This is a genomic window from Alteromonas sp. ABH4_453 (assembly GCF_056160665.1).
The window spans coordinates 175,954-197,092 of the sequence record NZ_JBSWXP010000007.1; the positions used below are offsets into that span (position 1 = coordinate 175,954).

Consider the following 21,139-nt stretch of genomic DNA (forward strand, 5'->3'; position numbering starts at 1 on the left):
AAACGCGCATCTATCTTGTTAGTTTGTCTCTAGTTTACGGAAGTTTGTACTCACCTTGCCAGAGATCTTTTTGTTTTTCTCTTTCGCGAACCACAATTGCTTTGTCACCGTCTACCATAATCTCGGCTGGACGGCAGCGGCTATTGTAGTTTGACGCCATAACGAAACCATAGGCACCGGCGCTGCGAACTGCAAGTAAATCGGTAGGTTCAATGGCCAATTCGCGGTCTTTACCTATAAAGTCACCGGTTTCACACACAGGACCCACGACGTCATAGGTGCGAGGCGTTGCCGTGCTTCCTTCTTTTACAGGAATAATCTTTTGCCATGCTGAGTAAAGCGCAGGACGCAATAAATCGTTCATTGCAGCATCGACAATGGCAAAGCTCTTCTCTTCACCTTCTTTTATAAATTCAACTTCAGTGACCAGGATACCTGCGTTAGCTGCAATAGCTCGACCAGGTTCAAGGATTAACTTAAGGTTTTCACGGCCTACCATTTTTTCAGCCATGGCTTGTGCGTAGGCTTTAGGGTGAGGCGGTTGCTCGTCGTTATAAGTTACGCCAAGACCACCACCTACATCTAAGTGCTCAATATTAATGTTGCGCTCAGCCAGTTCATCAATAAGCAGAAGCAGACGCTCTAGCGCATCTACAAACGGACCAATTTCAGTGAGCTGCGAGCCAATATGGCAGTCCATACCAACCACATTTAGGTTAGGCAGGGAAGCGGCTAATTCATAGGTAGCAATCGCGCGTTCTCGGGCAATACCAAATTTATTCGCTTTCAACCCTGTTGAAATATAAGGGTGAGTTTTGGCATCTACATCGGGGTTTATGCGCAGTGAAATAGGGGCTTTCACGCCCATTTCACCAGCCACTTGGTTGATGCGATGAAGCTCTGGCTCTGATTCTACGTTGAAACACATTATGCCTTGTTCTAGTGCATAGCGAATCTCGTCGTGTTTTTTACCTACACCTGAAAATACCACTTTGCTCGGGTCACCACCAGCTTCGATTACACGGGCCAATTCACCCGCTGAAACGATGTCAAAGCCCGAACCTAACTTTGCTAAAACACTCAACACACCAATGTTTGAGTTAGCTTTTACTGCATAACACACAAGGTGAGGGTGTTCACCAATAGCATCGTTAAAGGCATGCCAATGGCGCTCTAACGTAGCGCGAGAATAAATATATACCGGCGTTCCGTGCTGGGCTGCAATATCAGAAACAGACACTTGTTCAGCATGCAGCTGACCTTGGCTGTAGGCGAAAAAATCCACTAGTTCAGCTCTCCAGAAGTAGTTGCGGGGGATGGGGTGTTGGCGCTTGATGGAGCCTCAGCTTCTGCATTATTAGAAGACGCTGGTTCAGCAGATGTGTTTTGTGCAGGCGCGTCAGGAATGTAGAGCGCCCCTTTGTACCCACAGCCACACAATGCTGAGAGTGTTAGCAAGAAAACAACAGACTTTTTAAGCACGAAAAATCCCGCAAAGAATACGACAAATGTCGCTATCATCGCATTGCGGTGTTAAATTGCAAGAGCCAATAATCGTTCTTGTGTTTTATCGCCGTAATGAACGTTTTTCCAAAGTGTGTCGCATAGGCTCTTGGTGTCAGAAAAGTCTTTATTTTTGAGCCAGTCGATGAGTATGTTTGGATTGTCAGGAAAGGCTATCGCTTCGTTTTCGGGCGCCTCAAGCCATTCTTCTACAATATCGGTGTCGAGTTGAAAAAGGGTCTGGCATAAATCCAGTTTATTCAGGGTTAGTACGTTGGACAGCTGCTCGAACTGGCCATGTAAGGGCTTAATGAGCAGTTTTTTTCCTAACTGAAGTGCTTCACTTGATAACTCAAAGCCCCCATTAGCAATTACACCACTAGCGTGCTGAAGCGCTTTTTGAAAATGCTTTTTGGACGTGGGGTGCCAATGAATGTGGCCCACTTCTTTTGCTTCATCAATATTAGGATGGAAACACTCAAATACTTGATCGCTTAGCGGCTCAAGCATCTGTTGAATATCTTCGATATCTTCAAACGGCAGGTAAACCAAAACATGGCCATTACCTGAAGATGTTATTGGCTTTTCAGCAACGAAAGGCGGGATGATAGGCTGATTGAAATGATACCAATGTACGCCTAGCTGTAAATCGGTAGGCGCAAACATTTTCATGAGCACGGTATCAAATATGGTATTCCCGCTTTTCGGCACATTATAAGCAAACGCCGCTTGGTGGCTGATCGAAATAGACGGTAAGCCTTGCTTTTTTGCTGCCCACGCCGTTACCGGTTCAAAGTCGTTAACCAGCAAATCGTAATCGCGAGTATCGAATGCTTTTATATCTTTATTTAGCTGACGAATGTTGGCTTCTTTCACCGTAGACCATTTGTCTACTCGTCCGCTTTTCGTAATGAAACTAAGTCCTTTATATGTTCGGTATTCTCCGAACACTTCCATATCAAAATATTTTTCAGGGGCGCGGCCGGTAAAAACAAAGTCAACGCTAATGTCATCCCGCTGCGCTAGTGCGGCGGCCATAATTCGTGCTCGGGCAATATGCCCATTTCCGGTGCCTTGCACACCATACAATAATTTCATACTACCCCAGAATTGAAATACTTAGTGTCGCGATTGTTACGCCTAGCAGTGATCCTGCGACAACATCAGAAGGATAATGTACACCTAACAACACTCGTGATAGCCCGATAAGCGCCGCCCAACTGTAAGCAAGTAAGGCAAATGGCGGGTAATAGTGCGCCACGATACAAGCCATTAATGTTGCGGCCGCAGTGTGGCCTGAGGGAAGGGAAAACTTATCCGACGGCGTGACATGTGCTGTTAAATTCATTAGAAAATCGCAAGGGCGCGGGCGCTTGAACATTTTCTTAAGCAGCACATAAATGGGTAATTCCAGCGCATATGCCATCAGCGCCGTATAGAGGAAAAGCTCACCGTGTTCAGGCTCAAACGCCCAAAGCAACATGCCAATGACGAAGTATAAATAGCCGTCACCTGTTTTTGATAGCCACACAATGCTTCGGCAGTCTCTTTTTTGCGTCAGTTTGTAGAGGCGATAAAATAAGTCAGTGTCGTACTTGGTCAAGGATTTCATTAACATTGCCTTGTCCCCTATCGATTAATTACTGCACAGGCTAAAGTGCGTCTGTGAACAGTGGGTGACGGAAAAAAGAAACTTTTTTGACAACTCACGTGGTTTCTTTTTAGCCATGCACCCTTTGCTCAAACGGGGAAAATGATTATTAAACAATTTTTTTGCAAAAGTATTTCAGCTGAATGTATGAAGCAAAATACGTGCTCATGTTGGCTATGGTTAGAGGAAAGTCTTGCATTTTACACAAATGCGAAAAATTTAACGAAACGCGGTAAATCAACCGTTTGCATCATAAGAATTAATGCTATGCTAAGTTTTACTAGCTTAGAGCTTCAACGCTTCTCAATTTTAGTAAGGCAAAAAGAATGGAATACAACACATCTGAATTATGCGACTTGTTTGCTGATAGCGTAGACGTAGTAGATCCAATTTTCGCAAGCTTTGGTGGCCGTTATTCTTTCGGTGGTGAAATTACCACTATTAAATGCTTTGAAGATAGAGGTCTTATTGACCGTGTACTTGCTCAGCCTGGCGCGGGTAAAGTGCTGCTGATAGATGGCGGTGGTTCAAGCCGCCGTGCGTTATTTGATGCATCATCTGCTCAAATTGCTATTGATAACGATTGGGAAGCTGTTGTGATTTACGGGAGTGTGCGGGAAGTCGATAGCCTTGCTGAACTGGACATTGGCGTGTTGGCTGTTGCAGCAATCCCTGTGAATGCTGAGTGCGAAAGCATAGGTGAGGTAGATGTCCCCGTTAACTTTGGTGGCGTTACGTTTCTACCTGAAGACCACCTATATGCTGATAGCACGGGTGTTATTCTTTCCCCCGAGCCGCTAGACTTAGATTAAAGTTAAATAGTAAGCAGAAGCTAGCTGCTTTAAGAATTAAAAAACGGAGGCGTATGCCTCCGTTTTTGTTTTAGGTACTTACGACATTCCCGAAACCTAGGTGAGGCGAATTAATCAGCCTTGGAGTAACTCGGGGTTGAGAAAAACTATTTATTGGCCTCGTCAAACACCTTGTTTAAATACATTGCGATACGAATTCCCGCCATCTGCAAACGCTTTTTGGCAGTAGGTAGGTGATTGTATAAATAATCGTAGCTCATGTTGTTGGCGTCATCTGGATAAATAGTGTCGCGAATAGCGGTACTTTCCTCAATCCATACCATTGGGTCGGTGGTTGCCCAGCTGCGAATATCTTTTGAGTTAATGGTCTTTGTAAGCCATTCAGTCCATTCAGAATATGACAAGTCGCGCTGGTCTAACATTTGCGAATCCCACACGCGGTGCAAGTTAGAATCTTGCCAGAAGAAGCGTACTTTTACATCGTTACCGCCACGATCGGTGCCGTTTCCAGCGTGAAGTGGTTGATGCAAGTCGCCGATAATATGCACGATAAATTGAAGGGCTAAACGTTTTTCTTCAATGCTAGCCGTATCGCTTTTTAAGGTTTCAGTAAATTGCTTTAAAGCGGTAACTGCATCACCTTGTTTTGGTGCGCCAACGTCTCTATAGGTCTTGCCCTCAGGTACAGAGACATAATGCCAAGGACTGGCCGTTTTCTGCCAAAATTCGCTGGGGTTAGAACGCATTTCATCGGCATGGGTTGAGGCTTCAGCCAAGGAGCTATGTGGCAGCAAATCCATAATTGCCGCCTGAGAAAGAGGGCTAAGATATTGCTCGGCAATAGCGCCCGTTACTCGGTGTCCGGTCTGACCCCAGCCGAAAGCAGGTGATGAAATGCACAATGTAAATAGCGTGCTCAGCGCAACTGCGCAAATCCTGTTTGCAAACGCGAACATGGTTAATCCTCAGAATGTTTGGAAGACTGATAGCCCCATCTTGCGACAAGAGACTGCTCAATACCTAAATGATCTAGTATGCGCGCCACAACAAAATCTACTAAGTCATCGATAGTCTTGGGGTTGTGATAAAAACCTGGCGCTGCAGGCATAATAGTAGCACCCATTTGCGAAAGCTTGAGCATATTTTCTAAATGAATAGAAGAAAGCGGCATCTCTCGCGGAACCAAAATAAGTTGGCCTCTTTCTTTTAACACCACATCTGCCGCACGCTCTATAAGGTTGTCACTCGCACCGATACTGATGGCAGACAAGGTGCCAGTAGAGCAGGGGCATACCACCATTTTGGCAGGCGCAGCTGAACCAGACGCAACTGGGGAAAACCATTCTTCTTTACCAAATACTTTTATTTGGTCGGGTTTGGCGTCGCAATGTTCGGTAAAAAATGCGGCAGCGTCCTCAGGACGCCCGGGTATTTTTACATTTTCTTCAGTGGCAAAGACTACCTTTGCTGCGGAAGAGATAAGTACATACACTTGATAATCTGCATTAACCAGCGATTTCAAAAGTGTTAGCGCGTAAGGTGCACCTGATGCACCTGTGATAGCAAGCGTGACTTGCTTGTCGTGTTTCATGGTTTAGCCTCTGTAGATAACAAGCATAGCAAAGCTTGTTTATCGGGTATTACTTCGTTTTATGCTGTCTTTTTTATAGTTTGGACTTCATTTTCAGTGCATCGAGTATACGGCCATGAATACCTTCAAAGCCGCCGTTACTCATTACAAGAATATGATCGCCTGGTTGTGCTACGTTACAAACGCCTTGAACGATCTTCTCTACATCTTTGAAGCAGTGGGTAGGTGCGTTACTGTGCGCTACCGAATCAACTAACGACCAGTCCATGCCTTCAGGTTCATAAAGGTAAACTTCATCGGCTTTCTGCCAAGAGTTTGCCAGCGTATTTTTATGTACGCCCATTTTCATGGTGTTTGAGCGCGGCTCTAGCACAGCTAGAATACGTGCATTACCCACTTTTTTACGCAGACCATCAAGTGTAGTCGCTATAGCGGTTGGGTGATGTGCAAAGTCGTCATAAAGGGTGATGTTGTTTACTTCACCTTTTACTTCCATACGCCGCTTAACATTTTTAAAAAAGGATAACGCTTCTATGGCATCAGGTAAGGTAACACCTGCATGGTGGGCTGCGGCTATTGCCATTAAAGCATTGTCCACATTGTGTTGACCAACCAGAGCCCAGGTTACCGTTCCAGCTATAACGCCGTTATGTAATACATTGAATTCACTGCCGTCTTTCTTTAACAGTTCTGCATGCCACTCTTTGCCCAACGATTGGCGAGAAGACCAGCAACCTTTCTTGAGCATATCCTCAATTGCGGGCGTATTGTTAGGTGTAAGAATAAGCCCGTTTTCTGGCACCATGCGAACCAAATGGTGGAACTGAGTTTGGATAGCAGCAAGGTCAGCAAAAATATCTGCATGGTCAAACTCAAGGTTGTTAATAACCAAGGTTTTCGGGCGATAGTGCACGAATTTAGAACGTTTATCGAAAAATGCGCTGTCGTACTCGTCAGCCTCTATCACGAAAAAAGGGCTTTCACCCACGCGCGCTGACACGCCAAAGTTTTCCGGTACGCCACCAATCAAATAACCGGGACTAAGACCCGCATGCTCTAAAATCCACGCGACCATGCTGCTGGTGGTGGTTTTACCGTGGGTACCTGAAAGCCCAATTACCCAACGGTCTTTTAGTAAGTTATCAAGCAGCCATTGTGGGCCGCTGGTGTAGGGCAAATTGCGGTTTAACACGTATTCAACGGCAGGGTTACCGCGTGACATGGCGTTACCAATTACCACCACATCTGGAGCTGGATCAAACTGGCTTTCGCAATAGCCTTGGGTCAGCTCGATGCCTAGTGCTTCAAGCTGGGTGCTCATTGGTGGATAAACGTTTTTATCTGAGCCTGTAACTTTGTGGCCGAGTGTTTTGGCAATGGCGGCGATGCCACCCATAAAACTTCCACAAATGCCTAAAATATGTACATGCATAGCGCATTCTCAATGAATTTTCATGTTATCGGGGTACTTTATCAGAACCCTGCAACCTATAGATAATTCAATTTTTGTATTTCAACCTATGCTTCATGCCTTTAAATTACGCTCATCTTAGGATGTCTGCGGGATGCAAACTGGTATGGTGTGTGTATGTCATTGAACTGGTATGTTCCACTTCTCAGTGAACACGGTTACAATCTAACCACAGGTATAAAAACCTGTGCGTGCTAGCTTATAAAAAAGCCGGTAAGGAAAGCTGAGCGATGGCTAGCACGACACCCTACACACGAAAAAAAGGCTTACATTCAATGAAACGTTTAAATTCCCAATTGCAACAAGACGGTGCACCACTTGAGTTAATTCTGCTCATTCGTACACTGCTAGCGGGCTGTAAAGAAATTTCTTTCCGCGTGAGTCAAGGCGCACTTGCTGGCGTGCTCGGTTCAACCCTTTCAGAAAACGTTCAGGGCGAAACACAGAAAAAGCTCGACGTTATCTCTAACCATATTCTAAAGGACACGCTAAGGGAATCTGGCTATGTTAAAGCTATCTCGTCTGAAGAAGAAGACGATGTAGTACCGTGTAATCCAGACGGTAATTACTTAGTAAGCTTCGATCCGCTAGACGGCTCGTCAAACACTGAAATTAACAGCCTAATTGGTACTATTTTCTCTATCACACATGCACCGCAGTGGATGAAGCCAGATGACCCATCTGCTTTTCTGCAGCCAGGCACACAAATGGTTGCTGCAGGCTATGTACTGTACGGCCCTTCTACTATGTTGGCGCTAACTACAGGTCGCGGTACGCACATCTATACCCTTGATAAAACTCACGGCGGCTTCCTACTTACTCACCCGAATATTAAGGTGCCTGAAGAAACCTCTGAGTTCTCTATTAACGCGTCGAACCAGCGTCATTGGGAACCAGCGATGCAAGCATATATTGCCGATTTGTTAGCGGGTAAAGAAGGCCCTCGCGGTAAAAACTTTAATATGCGTTGGGTTGCGGCAATGGTGGGAGATATTCACCGTTTACTATGTCGCGGCGGTATCTTTATGTACCCATTTGATAATCGAGACCCGTCTAAGCCAGGTAAATTGCGTTTGCTTTACGAAGCAAACCCAATGGCATTTTTGATGGAGCAGGCCGGTGGTAAAGCGGAAACGGGTAATGGCCGTATTCTAGAAGTTATGCCTGAAGAAATTCACCAGCGCGTACCTTGCATTATCGGCTCGAAAGATGAAGTTGAAATGTGCTTGAGCTACAACGACAAAGCGTAGTAGCGAAAAATGACCCGTCGGGGGTCATTTTTTTTTAAAAAGCAGCAAAATTTAACGAAAAATAAAGAGATTAGTACGACATGGGTCGTAAAGCGTTTTTATTTTGCTGTTGTCACCGTATACTTACGGCCAAAATTTTTAATACATTACTGAAAGGACCTAAGAATGAGCTTGAGTGCTATTTCTGCTGGTAAAAATGTACCAGATGAAGTGAACGTAATCATTGAGATTCCAGCACACGCTGACCCAGTGAAGTACGAAGTAGATAAAGATACAGGTGCGCTTTTTGTTGACCGTTTCATGGCAACTTGCATGCACTACCCAACTAACTACGGTTACGTGAACAACACGTTGTCTGAAGATGGCGACCCAGTTGACGTTCTAGTAATGACTCCGTTCCCACTACTTGCAGGTTCTGTCATTAAGTGTCGTCCAGTAGGCGTACTAAACATGACTGACGAGTCTGGTAAAGATGCAAAAGTACTAGCGGTACCAGTAGACAAGCTTTCTACTATTTACCGTGACGTAAAAGAGATTGCAGACGTACCTCCGCTTCTTCTTAAGCAAATCGAGCACTTCTTCGAGCACTATAAAGATCTTGAAGAAGGCAAATGGGTGAAAATTGACGGTTGGGCAGACGCTGCAGCTGCAAAAGAAGAAATTACCGCAAGCATCGCGCGTTTCGAAGCAGAATAATTCACGCTGCTTTAAATTGATGATACAAAGGGCTGGTGTAATACCAGCCCTTTTTGTATGTGGCCTAAAAGTGAAGATTGAAAACGAAAAGCAAAAGCCTATACAAAAAAAGCTAACAAAATACTCAACGATAGAGAGCAGTATGATCCACCATAAATTATCCATGACCTCATTATTCGCTGTAGTAATGATGGTTGTAACCTTCAACGCTCTGGCAGATGATGCTCCGGTAGAGGTATATTGGGAAGACCTAGTGCCTGAAGGCTTTAATGAGCTCGCGCCACCATCAGTTCAACACAATGGTGAAATGAGTCAGCTTCAGCCTGATGCACCAGTAATCGATACCTTTGACGGTAAACGAGTCAAAATCCCTGGTTTTGTTGTGCCGCTAGAAGGTACCGCTGAGCTTACCACCGAGTTTTTACTTGTTCCGTATTTTGGCGCCTGTATTCACGTACCACCGCCGCCGTCTAATCAAATTGTGTACGTAAAGTTTGAAGAAGGTGTGCGCATAGATAATATTTACGATGCGATTTGGGTAACCGGTGAACTGTCGACAGACGGTTGGAAAGGCGATATTGCGTCTGTAGGTTACCGTTTGAAAGGCGAAGCCGTAGAAGGGTTTTAAGCATTAAACATTTAAAAAGGACATCAGGTGTTTACAGGATTATCAGCGTTTCCCATTACCCCCTTTAAACAAGAAGCTATTGATTACAAAGCGTTTAAAGGGCTTGTTGATAATTTGGCTTCGGCGAATGTAGATTCAATTTGCGCGATAGGCTCTACTGGGCTGTATCCTTATCTAACGCGAGAGCAAAAGTACGACGTAGCCAAGCTCGCCGTCGACCACGCAAATGGCATTCCTGTTATGGCAGGCGTTGGGGCGCTGAGAACCTATGACGTGCTAAAAAACGTTGAAGCTGTGCAGCAAGCAGGTGTTAATGCTGTGCTGTTAGCACCCGTTTCCTATCAAGTGCTTAACGAAGAAGAAGTGTTTGGCCTATATGAGGCAGTGAGTCACGAGGTATCTGTGCCTATCTGCGTTTACGAAAATCCTCGCGTGACTAATTTTACCTTCAGCGATGATTTATACCGCCGCATAGGAAAATTACCGAATATCGGAGCGATTAAAATACCCGGAACTCCATTTGCCAAAAGCGCTAGCAAGGATATCTCACCCTCTGGAGCAAGCAATAGCGAAGGCGCTCGCCGATTATCATCATTGCGAGAGATAGTGCCTGCACACATTGCTATAGGCGTGAGTGGTGATAGTTTTGGCGCAGCAGGAATGAGTGAAGGTTGTGACCTTTGGCTTTCTGTTATAGGGGGAATATTCCCGCGAACTGTAATGCGTATTATCGACGCCGCTCAGTCTGGTAATGCTGTCGATGCACAAGCCCAGTCACAAGCGTTAAGCGGGATATGGAGCATGTTTGCGCGCAATGGCGGCGGCTTGCGTGTGGTTGCAGCCGCGGCAGAAATTTTGGGCTATTGTGAAACGCCTAGCTTACCTGCCCCCTTCTTACCTATCGACAGAAATGAGTACAGCGAGCTAGAGCACACCATCACGAAGTTATCGTTAAGCTAGCCCTGCGTATAAATCTGTTCAGCGCGGTTAAACAGAAGCCAAGACGTTAAAATGTACTTGTCGTTACTTTTTGGAATTTGGCCGCGATGCGTGTGAGTAAAATAGGCAGGCGCAATAACCATTCTGCCTGCTTTAGGCTTAACTGCACGATTTTGATAATAAAATTCCGTCTCGCCCCCTTCTTCCACATCGTTTAAGTAGTACATAAACAGCAACACGCGGTGCAGTGCATCGTTATGTTGAAGCTGTGGATACACTTCTGAGTGCCAGTAAGGGTAGCCGCCGTTGCCTGCGGTATAGCGCTGTGCATTAACATCGCCTACGCGGAATAGATAGTTAACTAGGTTGGCTAGATTTGGCTTACCCACTTCTTCAAAGTTTTCCCCAGTTACCTTCACCGGTTCGCCAGTTTTGGGGTGACGTACGGTTAAGCCAATAGGCCCAACAAGCGCAAAATAGTATTTCTCAATATAGGCAACCAGTTGCTTTCCGGTATGCTGCATCACTTGCTGAAACAAGTCTTTAAATTCCGGGCTGCGACTTATCGATACATCCATGCTTCGTTTTTTATCTAAGTCGACGCCACCACTGGTGCGGCCTTGAGACAAATTAGGGCTGCTTTCAAAGCGTTCCATGAGTTGTTTGCACAGCTCTGGTGGTAACACATCATCAATAACTTCAATTAAATCGCTCATGGATACCTCTTGCTGCGCTTTATTACTTAGTGGGTAGTTCTTTAAAATGTGACTGCAGTTCTGACTTCACTTTATCCGGGATAGGCGCAGAGCGCTGTGTTTTATAGTCAAAATGCACCATAGTGGTCACGCCGGTTGAGCACAACTTATCGTCCTGCCATAACTCTTGAAACACGTCGAATGCACTGTTACCAAGACGGCTAATATAGGTTTTCACCGTCACCGGTTTGCCGTAAAAAATTTGCGCTAAAAAATCGACCTTATAGCTGGCTAAAATAAGCGGCCAGTTTTGTAAGTCTAGCTCAGGGGTAAACATTCTGAAAATGGGCTCTCGGGCCGCTTCAAACCACGCAACCAGTGCCGTATTACTAACATGCTGTAAGGCATCGGTTTCGCAAAAACGCACGTCAAAAGAAGTGATAAGTGGTGCTGTATTACTCATAATTTTTTGTAGGCATTGTTATAAGTTTAATTCTTACTCTAGCATTATGGGCAAGGGTTTTCAGTAAGCCATTGTGTAAGCGATTGTGTTTAAGGTAAATCGTTGTGTTTTGATTAGCTTACAGGGGGTGTGCCGTTAAGTGCTTTTGCATTACAATCCGCTTCTAACTTTTTGAGCGAACATACTATGACTGCGATTGGGATTGACTACGGTACATCAAATTCTGAGGTTGTGTATTTTGATGGAACGGCCCATCAGCACATCAAACTTGACCCGCTAGATAAAAAGGGCAATAAGATTCGCTCTTCGGTATTTATCTATTTCGAAGATGAACTACCACCGCCGCCAGACGCTATGGTTGAAGCGAAAGTTGCGCAGTTGCAGCGAGTGATCAGCGAACAAATAGACAAAGCCAAAGACGGCTATTATTCGGCAAAAGACCCAAAAGAGCAGGCAATGTATAGCAGCCGAATCGACTCGCTTCGTGGTGACCTTCATAACAAGCCAGCCCTTCAACGCAAAGCGATTCAGCAGTTAATGCACGCTATGTCGCTAGACGAGATTCCTTTGCTGCGTTTAGTAGAACACGGCAAGTTTGCATTTGGTGAAGAAGGGTTTAGGCGCTTTCTTAAAATGCCGGACAAAGGCCGACTTATTTATTCACCAAAGAACTTTTTAGGCGCATCGCTAGATGGCGACCAAAAACAGGCGTTCATCGGTATTATTGCCAAGCAGCTAGCTTACTTTAAACAATGTGCCGAGCAGCAGCTAGGCAAGGTGGTAAACAATGCCGTTATCGGCAGACCCGTGAAATTTCACGGCACCCGTGGTGAAGAAGGGAACGCTCAGGCCATTCAAATTATGACCGAAGCGGCGACTAAAGCAGGGTTTTCTGGGGTTAATTTCCTAGATGAGCCTATAGCGGCGGCGTATAAAATTGAGCAAACATTACCAAAAGATACCACCACGCTGATTGTAGATATTGGTGGGGGAACAACGGATATTTGCTGTATTAAGCTTTCGCCGGAACGTTCCAACCAGCTTGACCGTAAAGATGATGTGCTAGCGGTAACGGGCAGGCGTCTGGGCGGTATGGACTGTGATAAAAGCTTGGTTCTTAAAGGCATAGCCCCTGAAATGGGTATGGGCCTTAAGATGATGAACGGGCTTCCTGTTCCGCCTACCTATTTTTCTGATATGTGCGCGGTTGATAATATTCCAGCACTTACACGCTTTTTCTCTGATGACTATGGGTTAGACATTTCACAAACCATGTCAGTGATTAAAGAGCCGGCCCAGTTAGAACGTTTGCTTATTGTGCAAGAGAACAAATTGTCTGCCCGAGTAGTAAACTCAGCTCGATTAGCCAAAGAACTACTTTCGAGCAAGCAAAACATTACGCTGCCGCTGCACTATATCGAAGATGATTTTGACGTGGAGATTTCACAAGACTCGCTCAAAAAAGCATTAAAGCCTTGGCTTGATAAAGTGAAAGCGCTAGTGGTGGAATGCTTGGAAAATAGTAGTGAAAAACCAGAAGTGGTAATGATAACGGGTGGTATGAGTTTATCGCCTATTGTCGTTGATGCACTCTATGAAAAACTGCTTACGGGGCTGCCTCGATTAGAAAACGATGCATTCAACTCGGTGTGCGAAGGATTAGCTATTCAAGCGGCTAAGCACGCGTAACATCGTTTACAAATAAACACTAAGCCTTAGCGTAGTAACGCCTACTACGCTAAGGCTTTTTTGATCAGTGCTTAAGAATATTGTGTTCTTTCAAATAAACTGCGATGGCTTCTGGCGACTCGAAAGCATTTAACAGCATTTCTTGTGCGCGCGCTTTAACATCGTTATCTTCAGATGATGAAAGTAAATGGTACCAAGTCTTAACTAAGGCTAGTGGTGGCGTTTGAGTCATTGGGTTTCGCTCCAGCAATTCTTACTGCAAAATTCACATAAATCATCGTAACGTATGATTTGCCAAAACAAACTCTGACCAGCATGAAAAAAGTGTAAATAAACGTCAATGCGCACTTTTTACAAGCTGCCGTGTAAATTACACAGCAGCTTACAAAGAAAAAGTCGTACGCTTAACGCCTACGAATTTACATCTAAACCGGCTCAAGCTTGTGTGAGCATGGGTTTCAGGAATCGTCCTGTATGTGAAACTTCTTGTTGTGCCACATGCTCAGGTGTTCCTTCTGCAATAATCTGGCCACCTCCGGATCCACCTTCGGGTCCGAGGTCAACAATCCAGTCTGCGGTTTTAATCACATCTAGGTTGTGCTCAATAACCACAACGGTATTACCGTGATCGCGCAGTCGGTGGAGTACGGCTAACAACTGTTTAATATCGTGGAAGTGCAACCCGGTGGTTGGCTCATCCAAGATATAGAGTGTCTGCCCAGTGTCTCTTTTTGACAACTCTTTCGCCAATTTCACACGCTGTGCTTCACCACCTGATAACGTAGTGGCTGCTTGGCCTAGTCGAATATACGACAAGCCTACATCCATAAGAGTCTGCAATTTACGTGAAATAGCAGGAATGGCATCAAAGAACTGACGGGCATCTTCCACCGTCATTTCTAATACTTCGTGGATGTTCTTATCTTTGTATTTTATCTCTAGGGTTTCACGGTTATAGCGTTTGCCCTGACATACATCACAAGGCACGTACACGTCTGGCAAAAAGTGCATTTCTACTTTAATTACGCCGTCACCCTGACATGCCTCACAGCGCCCGCCTTTCACGTTAAAGCTGAAGCGGCCAGGTTTGTAACCTCGTGAACGCGACTCTTGTGTGCCGGCGAACATTTCACGAATTGGAGTAAAAATGCCTGCGTAAGTCGCCGGGTTAGAGCGTGGCGTTCTACCGATAGGGCTTTGGTCAATATCGACCACTTTGTCTAGCTGCTCTAACCCTGTCATCGACTTATGCGGCGCAGGTTCAGACGTGGTCGCCTTGTTCAGCTCGCGCTGCGCAATTTTGTAGAAGGTGTCATTAATCAGCGTCGATTTACCTGAGCCAGACACACCGGTTACGCAGGTCATTACACCGGTAGGTATACGTAAATCAACAGACTTTAAGTTGTTGCCGGTAGCGCCTAAAAGTTCTAGCCACTTATCGTCTTTCACCGGTGTGCGTGTTGCAGGGATATCGATCTTTTCTCTGCCAGATAAGTATTTTCCGGTAAGTGAGTCTTCACTGTTTTTGATGTCTTCAAGCGAACCTTCGGCAATAATCTCACCGCCATGTACACCAGCACCCGGGCCAATATCTACAATGTAATCGGCTTCACGAATGGCATCTTCGTCATGTTCTACAACTAGAACAGTGTTACCTAGGTCACGCAATCGCGTAAGCGTGCCAAGTAAGCGCTCGTTATCTCGTTGATGAAGTCCGATGGACGGTTCATCGAGTACGTACATTACGCCAACAAGGCCTGCGCCAATTTGACTTGCCAATCGAATACGCTGAGCTTCTCCGCCTGATAGGGTATCGGCGCTGCGCGACATAGAAAGATAGTTAAGGCCCACATTCACCAAAAAGCTTAAGCGGTCCATAATTTCTTTTAAAATTTTCTCAGCTATCTGAGCACGTTGGCCTTCAAGGTTGAGTGTCTCGAAGAAGCCATAAGCATCGGCAATCGACATCTCGGCAATAGCCGGGAGATTGGTGTCTTGTATAAATACATTACGCGCTTCAACACGCAGACGCGTGCCGTTACAGCTATTACAATGCTGCTGGCTTAAATATTTTGCTAGTTCTTCGCGCACCGAATTCGACTCGGTCTCGCGATAGCGACGTTCCATATTAGGAATAATGCCTTCAAATGGATGCTTACGCTCCATCACGTCGCCACGCTCATTTATGTATTTAAACGACAGTGACTTGCCTTTAGACCCGTAAAGCACAATGTCTTGGTGCTTTTTATCGAGTTCTTCAAATGGCGCGGTCAGGCTAAATTTATAATGGTCTGCTACTGCCTGAAGCATTTGAAAATAGTAATAGCTACGCTTGTCCCATCCGCGAATAGCGCCGCCAGAGAGGCTCAATTCGGTATTGCCGACTACGCGTGCGGGGTCAAAGAACTGTCTTGTGCCTAAGCCGTCACAGGTAGGACAAGCGCCCGCTGGATTGTTAAATGAAAACAGGCGCGGCTCTAGTTCGCTAATGCTGTAACCACAGTGAGGGCAGGCGAAATTAGCAGAAAACACAATTTCTTCTGCGTCTTTATCGTCCATATCAGCCACAACCGCGTTACCGCCAGCAAGACTGAGCGCCGTCTCGAATGATTCAGCCAAACGCAACGCCATATCGTCGCGCACTTTAAAGCGGTCAACCACAACTTCAATGGTGTGCTTCTTGTGCAAATCGAGAGGCGGCGGATCAGATAGGTCACACACTTCACCGTCGATACGCGCGCGAATAAAGCCTTGAGCAGACAAGTTTTGCAGCGTCTTAACGTGTTCGCCTTTACGCTCTTTAACAATAGGCGCTAACAACATTAACTTACTGCCCTCGGGCATGGCTAACACTTTGTCGACCATTTGGCTGACCGTTTGTGCATCTAGCGGCACATCGTGGTCTGGACAGCGTGGCGTGCCCACTCGCGCAAACATTAAACGCAGGTAGTCGTAAATTTCGGTGATGGTACCCACGGTTGAGCGGGGGTTGTGCGATGTTGATTTCTGCTCAATGGATATTGCTGGTGACAAACCCTCAATATGATCAACATCTGGTTTTTCCATCATAGATAGAAACTGACGAGCGTAGGCAGACAAAGATTCAACGTAACGACGCTGACCTTCTGCATATAGCGTGTCGAAAGCAAGAGACGATTTACCCGAGCCAGAAAGGCCGGTTATCACCACCAGTTTGTCTCGTGGCAGTGTTAAATCGATGTTTTTCAAGTTGTGGGTGCGAGCACCGCGAATTTCGATTTTATCCATTGAAGCCTAAATGAGAGAAAAAGAATCAGTATGCCATAGGTGTCAAGTAAAGTGATATGACATTCAAGTTATACTGTAAGCGGAGTAAGCAGATCACCTTTCGCGCGCATACTTACGATTAGAGCTAACAAAACGACATTGTAAAATGGAGATATTATCCCCACTTTTAAACCCCGCTAGAGGTAAAGGGATTAAATCAACCTCAAAGGTGAGGAAAAGGCCAAGTGCATTAACCGAATTTAAGTCTCGCTGAGTGGGTAATTATTTATGCGTACTGGTATTATGCTACACTTCGCGCCCTTATTCTTAACGCAGCAGAAACTGGTGTTCTCTGCGCGCTTTTATGTTTTTTTGATTTTATTTATTGAGGGAAACAGACGCTTTGAACGCTTTGGAATTACGCGCCGCGCTTGCACTCGCCTCCGTTTACGTATTACGCATGATGGGGCTGTTCATGGTTATGCCCGTGTTGGCTGTAGCCGCAATGGACTACCCAGATTACTCGCCGCTGTTGGTAGGGCTTGCCGTGGGTGGATATGGCCTAACCCAAGCTGCGCTGCAAATTCCTATGGGTATGATGTCTGACAAATGGGGGCGTAAACCCGTTATTTTGCTAGGGCTTGCTGTATTTGCATTAGGAAGCTTTGTAGCAGCAAACGCCGACAGTATGGCCATGATGATTGTTGGGCGTATTCTTCAAGGCGCTGGGGCTATTGCAGGTGCGATAATGGCGCTAGCTACCGATGTAAGCCGGGAAAGTCAGCGAGCCAAAGTGTTAGCTATTATAGGCATAGCCATTGGCTTTTCATTCTATTTAGCCGTTATTTTAGGACCGCTCATTGCTAACAGCTACGGGCTTGCAGGTGTGTTTGGTATTACTGGTATTCTGGCCATTCTTTGCATGCCACTGGTTAAGTGGGTAGTGCCAAACGGTGTGCAGCTGAGCAGTGGCGATACACTCCCACAAAAAGACCAGCTAAAGCGCTTAGTCTTCTCTTCTCAGTTATGGCGTTTAAATATCAGCGTGATGATTCTGCACATGATGATAACGCTGTTGTTTGTTCAACTGCCCGTAACGCTACTGAACTTTGATATGGCGCTAGACAGTCACTGGACGGTTTACTTACCCGTTTTAGGCGCGTCAATTGTAGGTCTAATTATAATGATGGGAGCAGCAAGAGGCCGTACGCCTAAATCGCTCCTTGTAACCGGCGTTGTATTAATGGGCGGCGCGTTTTTGGCGCTGAGTTTAGAGGACCATAGCTGGTGGTGGGTTACCGCTGCCGTGGTGCTTTTCTTTACTGGCTTTAATTATTTGGAAGCGAATTTCCCTGCATTGGTGTCGAGCATTGCGCCTGCAGGGCAAAAAGGAACGGCCATGGGCCTCTACGCCAGTTTTCAATTTTTCGGTGCGTTTTTGGGCGGTGTGATTTCAGGTTTCGTCACTGATATTTGGTCGCAAGAGTTAGCTTATGGCATTGGTGCTGCTAGCACTCTGCTTTGGCTTTTTATTATTCTTGGTGTTAAAGAAGTGAGCCGGGTTAAGCGTGTGATGATGAATGGAGATTTTGATAGTTCAAATGTTTCCAGCATTGAAGCCGAGCTGCTGTTAGTGCCTGGTGTGTTGGAAGTGACATTAAACAGTCAAAATAACGCGGTATACCTGAAAGTTGATCGTGATTTTGATGCGGTAAAAGCGCGAGACGTGTTGTCTGCATAGTTGCTCATCGCATTGCAACCATGAAGGGCTAGCATTACACCATTTTGAAAAGGAAGCGAACACCATGATTGACCTAAGCCGCTACAAAGCTATTATTTTTGATATGGATGGCACCTTGGTCGATTCAATGGGCGCGCATATTGATGCGTGGCAGCTTACGTGCGATGCGTTTGGTTATCCCTTCGACCGAGACTACCAATACAGTTTAGGTGGTGTTCCTACCTTTGAAACCGTACATCTTATGAATGCAAAGTATGGCAAAAGCCATGATCCAGCAGAGGTTGCCCTATATAAAAAACAGGCGTTCGAAGGGCTAGACCATGTGCCAAGGCTTATCCAAGATACCCTGGACGTGTTTAACCATTATAAGGGAAGTATGCCCATTGCAGTGGGGACAGGCTCAGATAGGCAGCACGCGCAAATGGTGTTAAATGAACACGGCCTGCTAGCCCAACTATCTGCGCTGGTTACAGCCGATGACGTCACTCAAGGTAAACCTCACCCTGAAACCTTTGTGCGTGCGGCAGAATTAATGGGTGTAGCACCACAGCATTGTGTGGTGTTTGAAGATACCGACATGGGACGAAAAGCGGCGGTTGACGGTGGCATGGTGTGCTTTATGGTCGACAATACGCGGCTTATCTACTGAATCTTACCCTGATTGAAAGTTCGAGCTTAGGGAGATTGTTCACTCAGTCGCGTCCACTATAAAACTTCTCAGGCTTATACTGCCTCTAGTTCGCTTAGCGCATTTCCGCAATTGTGTAACAGTGAAGACTTTATACGCTTAGTAGCATCTTCGATGGCGGTTTTCATAGCATCAATGGCAATTTGATTGCTCTCTTCTTCATTGACGTTCACGTTCATGCTTCTACCCTTGAATACAGTGATGGGGGAATACTCCTCAACATAAGCTGGCTTATATCTCACGTTAAGTACAACCGTAGCGACCATATTACTCCCTAAGCTTTTCACAAACGCGCGGTTAAGAGAAACTTTCACGCTGTTTTTTGCATCAATATCAGGGGTTACATTCATCTCTTCTAAGCTTCGTTGCAGCAGGGCATAGAGTGTGTCTTGTGTTACGTTGCTATTTCCTACTAACAAATCTTTGCTCGACCGAGTATCAACAAGTTCTGCTAAATTCACAGGGCACGCTTTCGCTTTAGACAGTGTCAGTTGGTAATCTTCCTTTTGCGATTCTGGTATTAAAGAAGTATCGAGATCAGGAGTCGTCGATTCGCAAGCGATAAGCAGTGGAAGGGTGCCGCACGCAAAAATGATTCGTGCAGAACGCTTTATACGGGGAAAGAAAAACATTTTATTTTTCATTATTTTAATTTTTTCTTATAGATAGCTTTTGTAAGTAATATAGACTCGAGTATAAGAAAGTTCTTAGCGCGAAGAAACATAACAACTGTTGCAAACTGTTACAGCTTGTTTAGCATAGCAGAGTGTAAAATTTGGTCAGTGGCACAGCTATGAAGCCTTCCTTGCTGATAACTCAATTTCACGATTACCATTCAACATGGACAGTTCTTAAATTATGACTTTTAAAAACGCAGTAATCAGTTTACTTACAAGTGTTTCATTAATGGGGTGTGCGATTAACGTTTCTCCTTCGGCTTTCTTTTATCAAGACACTCAGCAAAAGCCCCTGGATACTACAAAGCTACACGCGGCTATTCAAAAAGATAAAACGTCAGCGGGCATCACCCGTGTTGAAGTTAAAAATGAAGCGGGGTTAACCCTAAGAGGTGTTGCCGTTTCATATCCCGACCCAATTGTTAACATTGTTTTCTTTGCAGACAACCGTATGCCGGTAAGTGAAAATAATAGTGTAATTCATAGGCTGGGAAAGCTGCCTGCTAATATATTGTGGCTTGATTATCAGGGAGTAGGGGCTAGCGATAAAGCGGAGGACCTAAGTATTAACGCTATTAAGCAAGACGCGTTAACTCAATTTGATTATGTAGAAAGTGCGTTTGATGCCTCAATTCCCACTATTGTTCACGGCCGAGGTATAGGCAGCTATTTCGCAAGTTATGTTGCTGCAAATAGAAAGATAGACGCTTTAGTATTAGACGGGGCTTTCAATAACATCTCTGACCTAATTGCCAACATGGTGCCAGGATTCTCTAATTCATTCACAAACATGAAGCTTCACGATGAAGTTCACAGCATGCAAATTGCGCCTATTCTCCGTCATTATGAAGGCCCGTTGTGGTTGGTCGTTGGTGAGGAAGACAAAATAACGCCTTATCCTATTAGTCAGCAGTTACTAAAAGATGCATCAAGTAGCGAGAAATACATTTCAGTTATTCCTGGTGCTACCCATAACGCTACGCTAAAAAGCGACTATGCTATTGAGCAGTACAAGCAGTTTTTAGCCAGATTTACGCAATAAGCCAATCACACCACCTGTGGATAAGTAGTGGAAAACCTTGTTGGTAAGTCTGTTAATAGCCATATAGAACAACAGATCACGATCTTAAAGGTGCTTTCTGGTCGGATCACGAAATGTCAGTTAAATCAAGCGATGTAGAGCAATTGTCGCTGATCTTAATATTTTTTGATCGTAACCTTGTGCAGGATCAGGCAATTTTCTGTATTGGGGATAAAAATCTTAAGCAAAATGATCAAGCATGTATTTTTGTCAATAGTTTCGTGTCATGAAATTTTTAGAACACGGTCGCTCAAGAATACATCGAATTACGATTAATCACTCACCAAACCGGTCTAGTACTGACTAAATAAAATACCC

Annotated in this window: 21 protein-coding genes; 9 read left to right on the forward strand and 12 right to left on the reverse strand. The window is 45.2% G+C overall.

Annotated elements, in window-relative coordinates; translation table 11 throughout:
- Positions 1-34 precede the first annotated feature (34 nt).
- From lysA to ACXAGV_RS15220, 4 genes are read right to left on the reverse strand one after another with little or no spacing between them, the layout of a single operon-like run.
- The gene (lysA, locus tag ACXAGV_RS15205; protein ID WP_474873972.1) at positions 35-1,285 is read right to left on the reverse strand and encodes a diaminopimelate decarboxylase; all 1,251 of its coding nucleotides are present in this window, start codon (positions 1,283-1,285) and stop codon (positions 35-37) included.
- A complete protein-coding gene (lptM, locus tag ACXAGV_RS15210; RefSeq protein ID WP_474873973.1) occupies positions 1,285-1,482 on the reverse strand; it encodes an LPS translocon maturation chaperone LptM in 198 nt (65 codons plus the stop codon). The genes lysA and lptM overlap by 1 nt, the downstream gene beginning before the upstream one ends.
- 51 nt (positions 1,483-1,533) lie before the next feature.
- On the reverse strand, positions 1,534-2,601 hold the full coding sequence (locus ACXAGV_RS15215) for an MJ1255/VC2487 family glycosyltransferase (RefSeq protein ID WP_474873974.1): 1,068 nt from the start codon (positions 2,599-2,601) through the stop codon (positions 1,534-1,536).
- Between the two features lies 1 nt (position 2,602).
- Positions 2,603-3,115, reverse strand: a complete 513-nt coding sequence (locus tag ACXAGV_RS15220; RefSeq protein WP_167483156.1) for a phosphatase PAP2 family protein — start codon at positions 3,113-3,115, stop codon at positions 2,603-2,605.
- 365 nt (positions 3,116-3,480) lie between these two features.
- Here ACXAGV_RS15220 and rraA point away from each other — a divergent pair, with 365 nt between their 5' ends.
- Entirely contained in the window at positions 3,481-3,966 is a 486-nt protein-coding gene (rraA, locus tag ACXAGV_RS15225) for a ribonuclease E activity regulator RraA (RefSeq protein ID WP_474828524.1), read from the forward strand.
- A gap of 146 nt (positions 3,967-4,112) precedes the next feature.
- Here the strand turns inward: rraA and ACXAGV_RS15230 are convergent, their stop codons facing one another.
- The 3 genes from ACXAGV_RS15230 to mpl form a co-directional block, all read right to left on the reverse strand.
- A complete protein-coding gene (locus ACXAGV_RS15230) occupies positions 4,113-4,922 on the reverse strand; it encodes a S1/P1 nuclease (protein WP_474873975.1) in 810 nt (269 codons plus the stop codon).
- 2 nt (positions 4,923-4,924) lie between these two features.
- Positions 4,925-5,557: a flavin prenyltransferase UbiX gene (locus tag ACXAGV_RS15235; RefSeq protein WP_283629947.1), complete on the reverse strand. Its 633-nt coding sequence runs from the start codon at positions 5,555-5,557 to the stop codon at positions 4,925-4,927.
- Positions 5,558-5,630: 73 nt separating this feature from the next.
- Complete coding sequence (gene mpl, locus ACXAGV_RS15240; RefSeq protein ID WP_474873976.1) at positions 5,631-6,989, reverse strand: UDP-N-acetylmuramate:L-alanyl-gamma-D-glutamyl-meso-diaminopimelate ligase; 1,359 nt, start codon at positions 6,987-6,989, stop codon at positions 5,631-5,633.
- A gap of 314 nt (positions 6,990-7,303) precedes the next feature.
- Between mpl and ACXAGV_RS15245 the strand changes: the two genes are divergently transcribed.
- From ACXAGV_RS15245 to ACXAGV_RS15260, 4 genes are all read left to right on the forward strand, one after another.
- A complete protein-coding gene (locus tag ACXAGV_RS15245; RefSeq protein ID WP_474805671.1) occupies positions 7,304-8,278 on the forward strand; it encodes a class 1 fructose-bisphosphatase in 975 nt (324 codons plus the stop codon).
- A 165-nt stretch (positions 8,279-8,443) separates the two neighbouring features.
- Entirely contained in the window at positions 8,444-8,974 is a 531-nt protein-coding gene (gene ppa / locus ACXAGV_RS15250) for an inorganic diphosphatase (protein WP_014947861.1), read from the forward strand.
- Between the two features lie 142 nt (positions 8,975-9,116).
- Positions 9,117-9,602 (forward strand): DUF3299 domain-containing protein, encoded by a 486-nt coding sequence (locus tag ACXAGV_RS15255; RefSeq protein WP_474873977.1) that lies wholly within the window; start codon positions 9,117-9,119, stop codon positions 9,600-9,602.
- A 27-nt stretch (positions 9,603-9,629) separates the two neighbouring features.
- On the forward strand, positions 9,630-10,562 hold the full coding sequence (locus ACXAGV_RS15260) for a dihydrodipicolinate synthase family protein (RefSeq protein ID WP_474873978.1): 933 nt from the start codon (positions 9,630-9,632) through the stop codon (positions 10,560-10,562).
- On the opposite strand, the gene ACXAGV_RS15265 is transcribed toward ACXAGV_RS15260, so the two are convergent.
- Complete coding sequence (locus ACXAGV_RS15265) at positions 10,559-11,257, reverse strand: 2OG-Fe(II) oxygenase (protein WP_474873979.1); 699 nt, start codon at positions 11,255-11,257, stop codon at positions 10,559-10,561. The two genes, ACXAGV_RS15260 and ACXAGV_RS15265, sit on opposite strands and share 4 nt — an antisense overlap.
- A 22-nt stretch (positions 11,258-11,279) precedes the next feature.
- Entirely contained in the window at positions 11,280-11,699 is a 420-nt protein-coding gene (locus tag ACXAGV_RS15270; protein ID WP_474873980.1) for an acyl-CoA thioesterase, read from the reverse strand.
- Positions 11,700-11,885: 186 nt separating this feature from the next.
- Here ACXAGV_RS15270 and ACXAGV_RS15275 point away from each other — a divergent pair, with 186 nt between their 5' ends.
- Positions 11,886-13,388 (forward strand): Hsp70 family protein, encoded by a 1,503-nt coding sequence (locus ACXAGV_RS15275; protein WP_474828498.1) that lies wholly within the window; start codon positions 11,886-11,888, stop codon positions 13,386-13,388.
- A 64-nt stretch (positions 13,389-13,452) separates the two neighbouring features.
- Here ACXAGV_RS15275 and ACXAGV_RS15280 read toward each other — a convergent pair whose 3' ends face one another.
- Both ACXAGV_RS15280 and uvrA read right to left on the reverse strand, forming a co-directional pair.
- Positions 13,453-13,620 carry a hypothetical protein gene (locus ACXAGV_RS15280; RefSeq protein ID WP_025256952.1) on the reverse strand — a complete coding sequence of 56 codons (168 nt, stop codon included), beginning with the start codon at positions 13,618-13,620 and terminating at the stop codon, positions 13,453-13,455.
- A 203-nt stretch (positions 13,621-13,823) separates the two neighbouring features.
- Positions 13,824-16,655: an excinuclease ABC subunit UvrA gene (gene uvrA, locus ACXAGV_RS15285; RefSeq protein ID WP_474873981.1), complete on the reverse strand. Its 2,832-nt coding sequence runs from the start codon at positions 16,653-16,655 to the stop codon at positions 13,824-13,826.
- Positions 16,656-17,037: 382 nt separating this feature from the next.
- Here uvrA and ACXAGV_RS15290 point away from each other — a divergent pair, with 382 nt between their 5' ends.
- Together ACXAGV_RS15290 and ACXAGV_RS15295 are read left to right on the forward strand one after the other, a co-directional pair.
- Positions 17,038-18,375: an MFS transporter gene (locus ACXAGV_RS15290; RefSeq protein WP_474873982.1), complete on the forward strand. Its 1,338-nt coding sequence runs from the start codon at positions 17,038-17,040 to the stop codon at positions 18,373-18,375.
- A 64-nt stretch (positions 18,376-18,439) separates the two neighbouring features.
- Positions 18,440-19,024 (forward strand): HAD family hydrolase, encoded by a 585-nt coding sequence (locus ACXAGV_RS15295; protein ID WP_474873983.1) that lies wholly within the window; start codon positions 18,440-18,442, stop codon positions 19,022-19,024.
- Between the two features lie 74 nt (positions 19,025-19,098).
- Here ACXAGV_RS15295 and ACXAGV_RS15300 read toward each other — a convergent pair whose 3' ends face one another.
- On the reverse strand, positions 19,099-19,707 hold the full coding sequence (locus ACXAGV_RS15300) for a hypothetical protein (RefSeq protein ID WP_474873984.1): 609 nt from the start codon (positions 19,705-19,707) through the stop codon (positions 19,099-19,101).
- A gap of 214 nt (positions 19,708-19,921) precedes the next feature.
- On the opposite strand from ACXAGV_RS15300, the gene ACXAGV_RS15305 reads away from it, so the two are divergent.
- Positions 19,922-20,782: an alpha/beta hydrolase family protein gene (locus tag ACXAGV_RS15305; protein WP_474873985.1), complete on the forward strand. Its 861-nt coding sequence runs from the start codon at positions 19,922-19,924 to the stop codon at positions 20,780-20,782.
- Positions 20,783-21,139 lie beyond the last annotated feature (357 nt).